17 protein-coding genes and 1 pseudogene are annotated in these 14,344 nt (G+C 42.0%); 15 read left to right on the top strand and 3 right to left on the bottom strand.

What is annotated here, in order from left to right; translation table 11 throughout:
• Positions 1-33 precede the first annotated feature (33 nt).
• From NSQ23_RS10035 to NSQ23_RS10025, 3 genes are all read left to right on the top strand, one after another.
• On the top strand, positions 34-1,317 hold the full coding sequence (locus NSQ23_RS10035) for a dihydrolipoamide acetyltransferase family protein (protein WP_004891306.1): 1,284 nt from the start codon (positions 34-36) through the stop codon (positions 1,315-1,317).
• Positions 1,318-1,321: 4 nt separating this feature from the next.
• A complete protein-coding gene (gene lpdA, locus NSQ23_RS10030) occupies positions 1,322-2,734 on the top strand; it encodes a dihydrolipoyl dehydrogenase (RefSeq protein WP_339170561.1) in 1,413 nt (470 codons plus the stop codon).
• A 78-nt stretch (positions 2,735-2,812) separates the two neighbouring features.
• A complete protein-coding gene (locus NSQ23_RS10025) occupies positions 2,813-3,049 on the top strand; it encodes a hypothetical protein (RefSeq protein ID WP_004891303.1) in 237 nt (78 codons plus the stop codon).
• Here the strand turns inward: NSQ23_RS10025 and NSQ23_RS10020 are convergent.
• Positions 3,037-3,417, bottom strand: a complete 381-nt coding sequence (locus NSQ23_RS10020; protein ID WP_004891301.1) for a DUF1885 family protein — start codon at positions 3,415-3,417, stop codon at positions 3,037-3,039. The two genes, NSQ23_RS10025 and NSQ23_RS10020, sit on opposite strands and share 13 nt — an antisense overlap.
• Before the next feature lie 127 nt (positions 3,418-3,544).
• On the opposite strand from NSQ23_RS10020, the gene NSQ23_RS10015 reads away from it, so the two are divergent.
• Positions 3,545-3,844, top strand: a complete 300-nt coding sequence (locus NSQ23_RS10015) for a DUF3055 domain-containing protein (RefSeq protein ID WP_004891299.1) — start codon at positions 3,545-3,547, stop codon at positions 3,842-3,844.
• A gap of 132 nt (positions 3,845-3,976) precedes the next feature.
• Positions 3,977-4,090 carry a GapA-binding peptide SR1P gene (locus tag NSQ23_RS10010; RefSeq protein WP_003395198.1) on the top strand — a complete coding sequence of 38 codons (114 nt, stop codon included), beginning with the start codon at positions 3,977-3,979 and terminating at the stop codon, positions 4,088-4,090.
• A gap of 90 nt (positions 4,091-4,180) precedes the next feature.
• Here the strand turns inward: NSQ23_RS10010 and NSQ23_RS10005 are convergent, their stop codons facing one another.
• Positions 4,181-5,650 (bottom strand): aminotransferase class I/II-fold pyridoxal phosphate-dependent enzyme, encoded by a 1,470-nt coding sequence (locus NSQ23_RS10005; protein WP_339170558.1) that lies wholly within the window; start codon positions 5,648-5,650, stop codon positions 4,181-4,183.
• Between the two features lie 621 nt (positions 5,651-6,271).
• On the opposite strand from NSQ23_RS10005, the gene NSQ23_RS10000 reads away from it, so the two are divergent.
• From NSQ23_RS10000 to NSQ23_RS09970, 7 genes and pseudogenes are all read left to right on the top strand, one after another.
• Positions 6,272-6,949 carry an ABC transporter permease gene (locus tag NSQ23_RS10000; protein WP_339170555.1) on the top strand — a complete coding sequence of 226 codons (678 nt, stop codon included), beginning with the start codon at positions 6,272-6,274 and terminating at the stop codon, positions 6,947-6,949.
• A complete protein-coding gene (locus NSQ23_RS09995) occupies positions 6,950-8,470 on the top strand; it encodes a hypothetical protein (protein WP_339170552.1) in 1,521 nt (506 codons plus the stop codon).
• Between the two features lie 17 nt (positions 8,471-8,487).
• Positions 8,488-9,138, top strand: a complete 651-nt coding sequence (locus NSQ23_RS09990; protein WP_064220893.1) for an ATP-binding cassette domain-containing protein — start codon at positions 8,488-8,490, stop codon at positions 9,136-9,138.
• A 116-nt stretch (positions 9,139-9,254) separates the two neighbouring features.
• Positions 9,255-10,214: a nitronate monooxygenase family protein gene (locus tag NSQ23_RS09985; RefSeq protein WP_339170550.1), complete on the top strand. Its 960-nt coding sequence runs from the start codon at positions 9,255-9,257 to the stop codon at positions 10,212-10,214.
• Positions 10,215-10,246: 32 nt separating this feature from the next.
• The gene (locus tag NSQ23_RS09980; RefSeq protein ID WP_339174376.1) at positions 10,247-10,516 is read left to right on the top strand and encodes a UPF0223 family protein; all 270 of its coding nucleotides are present in this window, start codon (positions 10,247-10,249) and stop codon (positions 10,514-10,516) included.
• 77 nt (positions 10,517-10,593) lie between these two features.
• Positions 10,594-10,781 (top strand): annotated as a pseudogene (locus tag NSQ23_RS09975) (hypothetical protein).
• Positions 10,782-10,831: 50 nt separating this feature from the next.
• Positions 10,832-11,614 carry an inositol monophosphatase family protein gene (locus NSQ23_RS09970; protein WP_339170549.1) on the top strand — a complete coding sequence of 261 codons (783 nt, stop codon included), beginning with the start codon at positions 10,832-10,834 and terminating at the stop codon, positions 11,612-11,614.
• Here NSQ23_RS09970 and NSQ23_RS09965 read toward each other — a convergent pair whose 3' ends face one another.
• Positions 11,615-11,797 carry a DUF5325 family protein gene (locus tag NSQ23_RS09965; RefSeq protein WP_064220898.1) on the bottom strand — a complete coding sequence of 61 codons (183 nt, stop codon included), beginning with the start codon at positions 11,795-11,797 and terminating at the stop codon, positions 11,615-11,617.
• Between the two features lie 104 nt (positions 11,798-11,901).
• On the opposite strand from NSQ23_RS09965, the gene typA reads away from it, so the two are divergent.
• The 3 genes from typA to NSQ23_RS09950 are packed head-to-tail and all read left to right on the top strand — an operon-like array spanning position 11,902 to position 14,330.
• Positions 11,902-13,737 (top strand): translational GTPase TypA, encoded by a 1,836-nt coding sequence (gene typA, locus NSQ23_RS09960; protein WP_339170547.1) that lies wholly within the window; start codon positions 11,902-11,904, stop codon positions 13,735-13,737.
• A 12-nt stretch (positions 13,738-13,749) separates the two neighbouring features.
• Complete coding sequence (locus NSQ23_RS09955; RefSeq protein ID WP_006321349.1) at positions 13,750-14,052, top strand: YlaH-like family protein; 303 nt, start codon at positions 13,750-13,752, stop codon at positions 14,050-14,052.
• A complete protein-coding gene (locus NSQ23_RS09950) occupies positions 14,049-14,330 on the top strand; it encodes a hypothetical protein (RefSeq protein WP_339170545.1) in 282 nt (93 codons plus the stop codon). Before NSQ23_RS09955 ends, NSQ23_RS09950 begins: the two co-directional genes overlap by 4 nt.
• The last annotated feature ends 14 nt before the right edge of the window (positions 14,331-14,344 follow it).

Here is a 14,344-nt window from a genome sequence, read left to right as displayed (position 1 = left end):
CCTCCCCATTTAAGAAATAGGAGGTTGAGATCCATGGCATTTGAATTTAAATTACCGGATATCGGTGAAGGAATTCACGAAGGTGAAATTGTTAAATGGTTTGTAAAGCCGGGCGATGAAGTAAACGAAGATGACGTACTTTGCGAAGTACAAAACGATAAAGCGGTAGTAGAAATTCCATCTCCAGTCAAAGGAAAAGTATTAGAAATTTTAGTGAGCGAAGGCACAGTCGCAACGGTTGGCCAAACGTTAATTAAATTTGATGCGCCAGGATACGAAAACTTAAAATTCAAAGGCGATCATGGCGATGAGCCAAAAGTAGAAGAAAAGAAAGAAGAAGTAAAACAAGAGCCAGCTGCACAAAGCACGGAGCCGAAAAAACGCGTCATCGCGATGCCATCAGTGCGCAAATATGCGCGTGAAAAAGGTGTCGACATTCGCCTCGTACAAGGAACAGGCAAAAACGGCCGCGTATTAAAACAAGATATCGATGCGTACTTGGCAGGCGGTGCAGCGCCACAACCAGAAACGAAAGCACCACAAGCAGAAACAGTTGCGCCAGCGCAAGAACAAAAAGCGGCACCAGCACCACAGCCAGTTGTTCTTGAAGGCGAGTTCCCAGAAACACGCGAGAAAATGAGCGGCATTCGTCGCGCGATCGCCAAAGCGATGGTGAACTCGAAACATACCGCACCACACGTTACATTAATGGACGAAGTCGATGTGACAAAACTCGTTGCGCATCGTAAGAAATTTAAAGACGTCGCAGCGCAAAAAGGCATTAAGTTAACGTTCTTGCCATATGTCGTTAAAGCGTTAACGTCTGCGCTTCGCGAATATCCAGCGCTTAATACGTCGATTGACGATGCGACAGAAGAAATCGTTCATAAGCATTACTACAACATCGGAATTGCAGCGGACACAGATAAAGGCTTGCTCGTTCCGGTTGTGAAACATGCCGACCGCAAATCGATTTTTGCGATCGCAAAAGAAATTAACGAGCTTGCAACAAAAGCGCGCGAAGGCAAATTAATGCCAAACGAAATGAAAGGTGCAACGTGCACAATTACAAACATCGGTTCTGCAGGCGGCCAATGGTTTACACCAGTTATTAACCATCCAGAAGTAGCGATTTTAGGTATCGGTCGCATTTCAGAAAAACCGATCGTGCGCGATGGTGAAATTGTTATCGCTCCAGTATTAGCGTTGTCATTAAGCTTCGATCACCGCATGATCGACGGTGCAACGGCACAAAATGCGTTAAATCATATTAAACGTTTATTAAACGATCCTGAATTATTATTAATGGAGGCGTAATGCGATGGTAGTAGGCGATTTCGCAATTGAAACAGAAACTCTCGTCGTCGGTGCAGGTCCTGGCGGTTACGTCGCAGCGATTCGTGCGGCGCAGCTCGGCCAAAAAGTAACGATCGTTGAAAAAGGAAACCTCGGCGGTGTGTGCTTAAACGTCGGATGTATTCCGTCAAAAGCGCTCATTTCTGCCGGTCATCGTTACGAAATTGCAACACATTCACAAGATATGGGTATTTTTGCAGAAAACGTAAAAGTTGACTTTTCAAAAGTGCAAGAATGGAAAGCGGGCGTCGTGAAAAAATTAACAGGTGGCGTAGAAAGTTTATTAAAAGGAAATAAAGTAGAAATCGTGCGCGGAGAAGCGTATTTCGTTGATGAAAATACCGTTCGCGTCATGACAGAAAATAGCGCGCAAACGTACAAATTTAAAAACGCCATTATCGCAACAGGTTCTCGCCCAATCGAGCTGCCAGCGTTTAAATTTTCAAAGCGCGTCCTTGACTCGACAGGCGCATTAAACTTGCCTGAAATTCCAAAATCAATGGTCGTCATCGGCGGCGGTTACATCGGTACAGAATTAGGAACAGCATACGCAAACTTCGGAACGAAAATTACGATTTTAGAAGGCGCGGATGAAATTTTATCTGGCTTCGAAAAACAAATGAGCGCTGTCGTTCGTCGTCGCTTGAAGAAAAAAGGAGTAGACGTCTTTACAAACGCGCTTGCGAAAGGTGTTGAAGAGCGTGAAGACGGCGTAACGGTAACATTTGAAGTAAACGGCGAAACGAAAACGGTCGATGCCGAATACGTGCTCGTTACTGTTGGTCGCCGTCCGAACACAGAAGAAATGGGACTTGAACAAATTGGCATCAAAATGACAGAACGCGGTTTAATTGAAATCGACAAGCAATGCCGCACGAGCGTGCCGAACATTTACGCGATCGGTGACATCGTGGCAGGACCACCGCTTGCGCATAAAGCATCATACGAAGGAAAAATTGCGGCAGAAGCGATCGCTGGTCATCCGTCTGAAATTGACTACTTAGCGATTCCAGCTGTCGTCTTCTCCGATCCTGAATGCGCGTCTGTCGGTTACTTTGAAAAACAAGCGATCGAAGAAGGCATTGACGTCATTACCGCAAAATTCCCGTTCGGTGCAAACGGCCGTGCCCTTGCGTTAAACGAAACAGACGGCTTCTTAAAGCTCGTCTTAACGAAAGACGATGGCGTCATTATCGGTGCACAAATCGTCGGACCGAACGCATCGGATATGATCGCAGAGCTTGGCTTAGCGATTGAAGCAGGCATGACAGCAGAAGATATTGCGATGACGATTCATGCGCATCCAACGCTCGGTGAAATTACGATGGAAGCAGCGGAAGTGGCGATCGGTAGCCCAATTCATATTATTAACAAATAAAAGAGGATGGCTTCGCCGTCCTCTTTTTTCATGATTTTTTTGAGACGATCATATGATGTTTGTAAGGGGTGTATAAACATGTATATCGTCTTTTTACTTCAAATGATTTTATGGAGTTTGTTTTCGCTCATCGAATGGAGATCGGCCCACGATCATTTTATTTTTAAAGCGTTGTTGTTTGTCATGTTTATGTATGTTGCTTTTTTGCTTGCGCTTCGGTTTCGTTTAACGAAAAGACAAGCATGTTGGACAACCGTCTCGACGATTGCCATTTATTTTCTTTGCCGCGAGCTTTTTTGGGCTTATCGTTTGTAATAATACATCACTCGCCCGTTAAATAAATGCAGTTTTCCTGCCATTCGTTTAGCGAAAAATTTACATAGTTCATTCGCTTTTCCTTTATCGCCATGCGTCGCTTGTTTCGATAAAGCAAACTCCACCGCACGCTCATGAATGCGGCATTCAATCATATGATAACGTGCATCTTTTCCGACGAGAATGATGCGGTCTTCGTTTATGACGATATCGTATGGAAAAGCGTACTGTTCGTAGTCCCAGCCAAGCTGTTCGCCTGTTTTGCGGGCGATATCGCGAAATTGTTCAAGCAATTGCTTACATTGTTCTAACGTCACCGTCTCCCACGTTGATGCAGGGACAAGTTCAATGGTAGCTGTATGAGCCATTTTGTTCACCTCAAACATGTTGAAATCACTTTCATTGTATCATGAATATATATAAAAAAACAAATAATTGCGAAAATATAAACGATGCGGTATAATGAATGTTAACCTATTAGAAGGAGGGAATGATATGCACGTATTTGAAAAAATGTATGATGAGCATGAAAAAGTAAAAGTGAGGTTCGTCGGTTTTACGACAAAAGACGTTCGCTACGATTTTGGCATCGTTTATACGAGCATGTTTTTTGGCAAACCACTTGTCATCTGTATGCAAACAGGCCGCTCCGCTCTCCTCGACCCGAAAGACATCGAAGACCACGACTACTTACAACGAATATTTCGCATCGACACAAAAGAACAAGCTGAAGATTTAGCTGAATTTTTCTCAGACATTTTACCAACGACACCTTATGTTGAACAATATGAGTAAGAGGCGTGAAATACGTCTCTTTTTTTGTTTAAATATGTCATACTAATTCCTATTGACAAAATAAATGTGACATATTATTATGTAATCAGTAAAACGTTTTCAAACATTCCAAAGGAAAAGGGGTTATCGGGGATGGGTACAATTGTATGCCAAACATGCAATGCGACAATCGATCATTTTGAAGATGAAAAAGTAACGGTATTGTACGGTCAATGTTGCACATGCGATTGTGAAGACGAGGAATAATAAGCTTTGGGGGATGGGGAGGATATATATAGAAAAGAGACTGGTTTTCGCCAGTCTCTTTTTTTAAAAGCGGAGTGCTACACTCCGCTTTTATCGTCTATGATGTTCTTTAATGACGCGCAACGTTCGCAACGTATCGTCTTCTGGACCTTGAACAGGCAAGCCGACTTCGATATTTTTGCGAATGTAATTTAAATTTTCTTCCGTAATAATTTCGCCCGGGATGAAAATCGGGATGCCAGGTGGATAAACCATGACAAACTCCGCGATAATGCGCCCTGCCGATTCATCAAACGGCACGACTTCCGTTTCCGCATAAAACGCATCGCGTGGGGTGAGCGCAAGCACAGGAATATCTGGTAAAATCACTTCCGCTTTTTTCCCGACTTCCGCTTGATGGCGAAATTCATTCGATAAATGACGAAGCGCATCAACTAATACGTTCGTTTCCTGCTCCGTATCGCCCGGTGTAATAATACATAAAATGTTATATAAATCCGACAATTCGACTTCAATATTGTATCGTTCACGCAGCCATTTTTCCACGTCGTAGCCAGTGAGTCCAAGCTCTTTGACGGAAATAATGAGCTTCGTCGGATCGTAATCAAACGTTGCTTCTGTCCCGAGAATTTCTTTTCCGACGCAATATAAATAATCGATGTCGTTAATTTGTTTGCGCGTTTCATTCGCCAGGCGAATCGCTTGTTCCGCAAGCTCATGTCCTTCTGTCGCAAGCCGTTTGCGTGCGACATCGAGCGAAGCGAGCAATAAGTAAGACGTCGATGTCGTCGTTAACATGCTTAAAATCGCTTGAACTCGCTTTGCCGACACCAGCCCTTCTTTTACGTTTAAAATCGAGCTTTGCGTCATCGAGCCGCCGAGTTTATGCACGCTCGTTGCAGCCATATCTGCCCCTGCTTGCATTGCAGAAAGCGGCAAATCTTCATGAAAGTGAATGTGCACACCGTGCGCCTCGTCAACAAGAACAGGAACGCCGTACGCGTGCGCAATGTCAACGATGCGCTTTAAGTCGCCAGCAATGCCAAAGTACGTCGGGTTAATGACGAGCACCCCTTTGGCGTCGGGATGTTGCTTTAATGCCACTTCTACCACTTCTGGCGTAATGCCATGTGAAATGCCAAGTTCTTTATCAATTTCCGGATGGACGAAAATCGGTGTCGCTCCCGAAAAGACGATGGCAGACATAACGGATTTATGCACGTTGCGCGGAACGATAATTTTATCGCCCGGTCCTGCGACAGACATGACCATCGTCATAATCGCGCCGCTCGTTCCTTGCACAGAAAAAAACGTATAGTCCGCCCCGAACGCTTCTGCCGCAAGTTCTTGCGCGCGTTTAATCATTCCTTTTGGTTGATGTAAATCATCAAGCGGACCGATATTAATTAAATCCATCGCTAACGCATTTTCTCCAATAAAGGAGCGAAACTGCTCGTCCATGCCTGCTCCTTTTTTATGGCCAGGAATATGAAATTGAATCGGATTTTTCTTTATATGCTCTAACAGTCCGGTAAATAACGGTGTTTCATACTGTGACAATTTCGCTGTACACCTCTTTAACTTGGATTTACATAAAACAAAGTGAATTATAGCACTTCTTTATACGTTTGGAAAGATGGTTTTTTTCAAAAGAAATATGAGTGAGATCAACAAGATGATCTAAACATTTATCATAGTCACCTTATTTTTTTCAAAAGAAATATGAGTGAGATGCTCGAGAATATATATAATATGTATCACTTTTTACATAAGATATAAAATTTAAATTTTGGTTAATAAACTAAAATATTCTATTAAACTATTGAAAAAAAAAAAAAAACTATTATAATGAAAATGTACCAAAATTTTAAATAAGAGGTTGTTTAATTTGAAGATCTGTTCCTAAAGGATTGAGTGTACGAGTGGAATTCAGTAATGATATTACAACACCAGTTAATGTTCAAGTGTCTGGAAAGTGGAGAAGCAATTAAAAAGGTGATAATCGTGATCGTTGGGGAATTACCTGGACGATCACGATTAGTTTTTTCGCGATGATTCACGAAATGAGGTGGGGAAATGTTACATAACCAATTAGTAGTAGAACTAAAAAGGGCATTTACAAAAAGAAATGTATTTCTGTGGTTAAGCGTGATTGTTTTATTGCCAACGATCAGATTTCATATGATAAGAAATGGCTATCAATTTTATGAACCGGTTGAAGTATTTCAGGAAACCGTATCAGGAATCATTCCGCTACTTTTTCCTGTTATTGCTATTATTATTTACTTGCCTTCTTTTTTGCAAGAACAAAGAAACAACTTTATCACATATACTCGTACTAGGGTTCCATTGCGTATTTATATCATGAGTAAAGCGTTAATGAATGCTTTGTTAACTGGCATGGTTACATTTTTGCTTATCTTTATTCCATTTATTTTTATCGTTTATGTTGAGAAGCATCTAGGAATCATTAATTATAGTTCTCCAACTGAAAATGTGCGCATTCCTGCGGTCACTTTTTCGCAGTTTTTGCGGTATGGAGATCTCGCTTACGGTTTTATTTATTCTTTGTGGGTTGCTATAAACGGTGTAGTTTACTCGACAATCGCTTTCATGCTATTACTGAACGTAAGCAACCCATTTATCGCTTTATCGCTTCCTTTTCTTTTTTACCATATTTTAAACTTTGTAACAGGTTTACTTCATGTACCGATGTTTTCGCCGCTTAGTACGATTTTTCCGTTCAATGTTGAACAGCAGCCTTTATGGACCGTGCTCGTCCCATTTTCACTTTTATTTATTGCTTTAATCATCATTTTTATATTTTCTATAAAAAATAGGGAAGAATGGATGATATAAGTGAGGAAGCGATGGAAATATACGATAAAAGAAATTACAGAACATATGTTTGGTGTGAAGTGGATCGTTGTAGGTATTGTTTTTTACCTTCGCAGCATGATGCTAAAACAAGAAATTGTTCAAGTTGCTTATGAAAAAAAAGTGAGCTTTAACAATTGGGATATCGCTTTACGTTCACTAAACGATGCATATCTCATTATTTATTTTATTATTCCGATTGTGCTATTTTTTTTAGTAAAATCTATTTTTGTGGACTTTGATTATCAAATTTTAATTCGCTTAGGGTCATTTAAGAAATGGGTATATTATTCGCTGAGAAACTTCTGGATGAACATTTTTCCGCTGCTATTTTTATGGTTTTTTATGTCGTTATTTATGACAATTGGATTTCCGTACTCATGGAACTGGAGTGAACTGAGCGAAGCAGCACATTTTACTAACACTCTTCACGAACTCGTATATTTTTTTAAAAAACCGGTATTCGCATTTATCGCTCAGTTTATTTTAGTGCTTTTAACATTTTCATTGTTACATATTGTTTTTGCGATTATATATGTATTAACTAAAAGTAAGCACGTTGTAATTTTTATTAGTATATTATTTTTTCTTTTCAACATTATAGGATTTAAGTTGTTTCCAAATGAGATTGCCTTTTTATCTCCTGTTACGTTTTTTTCAATTACGAGTGGAGTGAATGCTTTTCATTCTCCTATACAAGTTTATAGCGTAGTTATTATTTTTCTTGTCTTCTGTGTATGGCTTTTGCAATTTTTAGATGTAAATAAAGGACGATATATTTCATCAATAAAATCGAACATACCAATAGTTGTTTATTTTTCTCTTTGCGTCATGGGAGTGAGCGCAACAGCTCAATCATTAGTCAAATCTTCGCATGCGACAAATTCAGACGTTCTCATCATGTCTTTTGCTGGGGTTAGTGCTGAACGTTTCGCATATATTCCTTTTTTCTTTTACTTAGTTGTGTTTTTTGGATTTACTTATTTAATCCAGCTGCTTTTTTTAAGTAACGAGATTGAACAATTAGGATACTATAAAATCATTCGTTTTAGAAGTTTAAATAAATGGTTTTGGAGTTGGATGAAGAAGTTAATGGTAATTATCGTTGTATTTTTGTTTGGACTAGTCATTCTTTCATTTACGATAGCTGTTTGTTTTGGTGCAAATACCGACTTTTACGTGACGTTGCTTCCGAACTCTTTATTTGAAATCGGTTACCACTTTTTCATCAACGGTTTTTTACAAATGATTTTTTACGTAAGTCTAATTTTTATTGTTTCTTGGATAAGCAGAGAGTCAATATACGGTGTCGCTTTGATGAGCATACTTATGGTCGTGATGTTGCCTGGAATCAATGCAAAGGCACTCATTCCTGTAGGATTGAATAGTATCGTTTATTTAGCAGACTATTCTCCTTATTACTTAACCTTTATTTTAGTTATAGCGAATATGATTTCATATGTTATCATTCGATATTTGTTAAAGCAAAGCTTGAACATATGAAATAGGAGGGATGAAAAATGTCTATTATTTCTTTGAAAAATGTAAGTAAATCGTATAAAGGATTAACACTTTTCGAAAACATTGACTTGAATGTGGAAAAAGGAAGAATATATGGCATTGTAGGACCAAACGGTTCTGGCAAATCTGTTTTATTTAAAATGATATGTGGGTTTGTATTTCCAGATGAAGGCACAATTATTGTGAATGGAGTTGAGATAGGAAAAAGCAAACGATTCCCTGAAAATATTGGGATTATTATAGATCGTCCCGGTTATATCCCTAATAAAACAGGGTTTCAAAATTTAAAGGAGTTAGCAATGATTAGAGGAAAGATTAGCGATGAAAAAATTTTTGAAACGATGGAAATGGTCGGACTTCAACCGACGGCGAAACAAAAAGTAAAGCATTATTCTTTAGGGATGAAGCAGAAATTAGCCATTGCTCAAGCAATTATGGAAGATCAGCAAATACTTATATTGGATGAGCCATTTAATGCGCTAGATGCAGAAAGTGTAAATAAAATCCGTAGGTTATTGTTAGCCTTTAAAAACGAAGGACGCACAATTTTATTAACAAGTCACAACCAAGAAGACATTGATATTTTGTGTGACTACGTTTTTCGTATCAATAACTATAAACTAGAACCTATTGTTTCTGTTAAAAGTTGAAAATCGTCCCCTCGCGATGAAGTGAGGGGAATTTTGTTGTTCGTTCAATCAAAAAGAGGAAAATAGATATGCGGAATAGAAACATGTTATCATTGCTATTAGGGGAGGAATAAAGGATGAACTGGAACACGAGGGTAACCGAGCTGTTAGGTATTCGTTATCCGATTATTCAAGGAGGGTTAGCGTATTTAGCGTATGCCGATTTAGCGGCGGCGGTGTCGAATGCCGGGGGGCTAGGGCAAATTACGGCGATGTCGCTTGAGACGCCTGATGAGCTGCGCGAAGAAATTAAAAAAGTGCGGGAAAAAACGGACAAACCGTTTGGTGTGAATTTTGCGATCGGACAACATGGGCGTCCGTTTGCGCACATGCTTGACGTAGCGATTGAAGAAAACGTGCCGGTCATTTCGATGACAGGTGGAAACCCTGCTCCGATTTTTGAGCAGTTACAAGGCGTGCCGGTGAAAAAGCTTGTGCTCGTGGCGGCGGTACGCCAAGCAGTGAAAGCAGAGGAGCTCGGCGCAGATGCGGTTATGGTCGTCGGTCAAGAAGGGGGCGGACATCTCGGCAAACACGATATCGGAACGTTCGTCCTAGTGCCGCGCGTCGTTGATTCCGTATCGATTCCGGTCATCGCGTCAGGCGGCATTGGCGACGGGCGCGGGCTGATGGCTGCCCTTGCGCTTGGAGCGGAAGGAATCGAGATGGGCACGCGCTTTATTGCGACAAAAGAGTGCATTCATGCCCATCCTGTGTACAAACAAATGCTTGTGGAACGTACAGAAAGCGACACCGTCGTCATTAAACGATCGCTCGGTGCCCCTGCGCGCGCTTTGTTGAACGAATGGACGGAAAAAATTTTACAGTTTGAACGAGAAGGAAAAGGGTATGAACAACTAAAAGAGTACATTAGCGGACAAGCGAATAAGCGGTTCATTTACGACGGCAATACGGAAGAAGGGTTTGCATGGGCGGGGCAAGTGATCGGACTTATTCACGATGTGCCGACCGTTAGCGAACTTTTTGCGCGCATCATTCAAGAGGCAGAACAAATTCGCGCACGTTGGGCAAACTAAAGGAAGACAACGATGAGAGAAAGGTGAACATCATGAAATATGCGTATCCGATTGATTACAGCTGGTCGACAGAAGAAATCATTGACGTTATTAAATTTTACGAAGGCGTTGAACAAGCGTACGAACAAGGGATTGAGCGAGAGCAACTCATGAACTTATATCGCCGCTTTAAACAAATCGTTCCAAGCAAAGCGGAAGAGCGAAAACTATGCGATGAATTTGAAAAAGTAAGCGGCTATTCATCGTACCAAACAATCAAAAAAGGAAAAGAGTTGTCCAACGGAGAGATTGTGAAAATGTAAAGTTGCATATCCCCCTTCCGTTACATAATATATAAAAAAGAATTTTCAGAAAAAAAAGAGCGGAAGGGGTGCACGATATGCGAAAAACTGCCGATGGATTGCAAAGAATGGATGGAGAACGCCGAATCAAAGTATTAAAGCTCGAAGTTGATTATGAACTAGCCACCCTTTATGAAGCGATGTTAGAAAACAATGAAGCGAAAAAAATGAATGTAAACGAAAACTCGAAAGACTGCGCCAAGAACTTATTCGTCTGTCGAAATGAAAGGCGGCAAGCGCCGCCTTTTCTACATAAGTATATGCAGGAGGATGAATATGTGGAACGAAATTGATCAACATATGCAGCATTGGATTCGCGAAGCAGGGGAACGCATACGCGATGCGTTTCAAACGAAACTAAAAATCGAAACGAAATCAAGCCCGTCCGATTTAGTAACAAATGTCGATCGCGAAATTGAACAATTTTTTATTGAACGCATTCGCCGAACGTATCCGACGCATCACGTTTTAGGGGAAGAAGGATTTGGTGATCAGCTCGAGGCGTTAGACGGCACCGTTTGGATCATTGATCCGATTGACGGCACGATGAATTTTGTCCACCAGCAGCGTCATTTCGCCATTTCAGTTGGGGTGTTTCACGATGGGGTAGGCATGCTTGGCTACATTTACGATGTGGCGTTTGACGAACTATATTATGCTCAAAAAGGAAAAGGGGCGTTTTTAAACGGCACGCCGCTTCCACCACTTGAGAAAACAACGCTTGATCGCTCCATCATTTCATTAAATGCGACGTGGGTGACGGAAAACCGTCGCATCGACCCCCATGTGCTAGCACCGCTTGTGAAAAAAGCGCGCGGCACGCGTTCGTACGGTTCTGCGGCACTTGAGATGGCGTACATCGCATCAGGTAAACTAGATGCGTACATTACGCTTCGGTTGTCGCCATGGGATATTGCTGGTGGGATGGTTATTGTTGAAGAAGTAGGCGGCGTGGTGACAAATTTGTACGGTGAGCCGCTCAATATGATTGAAAAAAGCTCGGTGTTTGTTTCAAAACCGGGATTGCATGAAGAAATACTTGCGATGATCAAGCGCTAACTATCGCTCGTTAGCGCTTTTTCTTTTTTTTAGTGAAAAACTAAGCCCCATCACGCCAAAAAAGGCAATAAGAGAACCGACGATTGCTGGCACATGTCGATAAGCGATCGCAATGCCGGTGCCTATTAACGTTATCGTCGCAAGTAGCGCCATTATAAAAAAAAGCGGTTGAAATTTATTCATATGTTTTCCTCCTCTTTCCTTTAGATTACAACAAAACATTCCGCTTTTCTACTATGTTTGTGCTATAATAGACGCGCAATGTTGAAAAATAGGAGTTGAAACCATTGAGAAACGATATTCGCAACATCGCGATTATTGCGCACGTTGACCACGGAAAAACGACGTTAGTCGACCAATTGCTTCGCCAATCTGGCACGTTTCGGGCGAACGAACAAGTGGAAGAACGGGCGCTTGATCGCAACGATTTAGAGCGTGAACGAGGCATTACGATTTTAGCAAAAAATACAGCCATTCAATACAAAGGCACGCGCATTAACATTTTAGATACGCCGGGACATGCCGACTTCGGTGGAGAAGTCGAACGCATTATGCGGCTCGTTGATGGGGTGTTGCTCGTCGTCGATGCATACGAAGGATGTATGCCACAAACACGCTTCGTGTTAAAAAAAGCGTTAGAACAAAACTTAACGCCGATTGTTGTCGTTAATAAAATTGACCGCGAATTTGCGCGCCCACACGAAGTCGTCGATGAAGTGATTGATTTATTCATTGAGCTCGGGGCATCAGAAGACCAGCTTGAGTTTCCGGTCGTGTACGCTTCAGCGATTAACGGAACGGCAAGTTTAGATGCGGACAAACAAGACGCCGACATGACGGCGCTATTTGAAACGATTATTGAGCATATTCCGGCTCCAATCGACAATAGCGATGAGCCGCTTCAATTTCAAGTCGCCCTTCTCGACTATAACGACTACGTCGGTCGCATTGGAATCGGCCGTATTTTCCGCGGGCGCATGCAAGTGGGACAACAAGTCGCCCTTATGAAGCTAGATGGCTCTGTGAAAACGTTTCGCGTCACAAAACTGTTTGGCTTCCTCGGATTAAAACGCATCGAAATTGAAGAAGCGAAAGCGGGCGATTTAGTGGCTGTTTCCGGAATGGAAGATATTAACGTAGGTGAAACAGTATGTCCGCTTGACGCGCAAGAAGCATTGCCTCCGCTTCGCATTGACGAACCGACGTTACAAATGACGTTTCTTGTGAACAATAGCCCGTTTGCAGGACGAGAAGGAAAACATGTCACAGCGAGAAAAATTGAAGAACGTCTTCGTTTACAGCTAGAAACAGACGTCTCGCTTCGCGTTGAGCCGACCGATTCGCCAGATGCATGGATCGTTTCAGGACGAGGAGAGTTACATTTGTCCATTTTAATTGAAAATATGCGCCGTGAAGGTTTTGAACTGCAAGTATCAAAGCCAGAAGTCATTATGAAAGAAATCGATGGCGTCATGTGCGAGCCGGTCGAGCGCGTGCAAATTGATATTCCAGAAGAATATACAGGAGCGATTATGGAGTCGCTCGGTGCGCGCAAAGGGGAAATGATCGATATGGTCAATAACGGAAACGGGCAAGTGCGCCTTATTTTCCTCGTGCCTGCGCGCGGATTAATCGGCTATCGAACAGAATTTATGTCGCTTACGCGCGGATACGGCATTTTAAACCATTCGTTCGACAGCTATCAACCCGTCATCCCAGGTCAAATTGGCGGGAGACATCAAGGGGTACTCATTTCGATGGAGACAGGAAAAGCGACGGCTTATGGCATTATGCAAGTCGAAGACCGCGGCGTTATTTTCATCGAGCCGGGAACGGAAGTGTATGAAGGGATGATCGTTGGCGAACATAGCCGCGACAACGATTTAGTTGTGAACGTATGCAAAATGAAACATGTGACAAACGTTCGCTCATCGACAAAAGAACAAACGGTGACGATGAAAAAACCGCGTCTCATGACGTTAGAAGAAGCGCTCGAATATTTAAACGACGACGAATATTGCGAAGTGACGCCACAATCGATTCGCTTGCGCAAAAAAATATTAGATAAAAACGAACGCGAAAAAATTGCGAAAAGGAAAAAACTCGCTGAGCAAAAGAAATAGGGGGAAGTCGTCATGGATGTGATCGGTCGCCTGTCATTTTTCGCTTCGCTATACAACGTGCACGAACAGCCGATAACAGGGATGTGGTTGTTGTACGCGACGATCGTCGTGTTAGCGATCATTGTGTATCGTCTCGGCTTTGCGCGTAAATTACCGATGTTAAAAAATGTCGTCATTTATACGCTACTTGTGCTCGGCTGTACGATTTTAACGTTTTTTGCTGTCTTTTTACCTGTGGCGGAAGGATTGCTTGTCGCTGCCGTCGTATTAATCATTTATAAATGGCGTCTTCGTCGCGAGGGGGAAAATGCGTGAAATTACAAGATGCGGTATACAATTGGCTGACGATTAAAGTGGTTGCGCAGGCGCGCCCAGATGATACGGCGGCACAAGAGACGGAACAATTTTTTTCTGATTTGTTGCGTGAAGATCATGCGATTGAGGAAATCGCATATACAAAAGAAGATGACGTCTATACTGTTACTTTTGCTGTGAACAATGAAGCGCGCACGTTTCGCTTTCCAGCCGAGCTCGTCGAAACGATGCTCGATCAAATCAATCGCGAACCTGAAAAATATGTCAATTACGAATAAGCGCCCACGCTTCG

The sequence above is a fragment of the Anoxybacillus sp. FSL W8-1294 genome (assembly GCF_037965005.1).
GTDB lineage: Bacteria > Bacillota > Bacilli > Bacillales > Anoxybacillaceae > Anoxybacillus > Anoxybacillus flavithermus_G.
The sequence above is the reverse complement of the archived record's forward strand: the minus strand, read 5'-3'. Positions and strand labels throughout refer to the sequence as shown.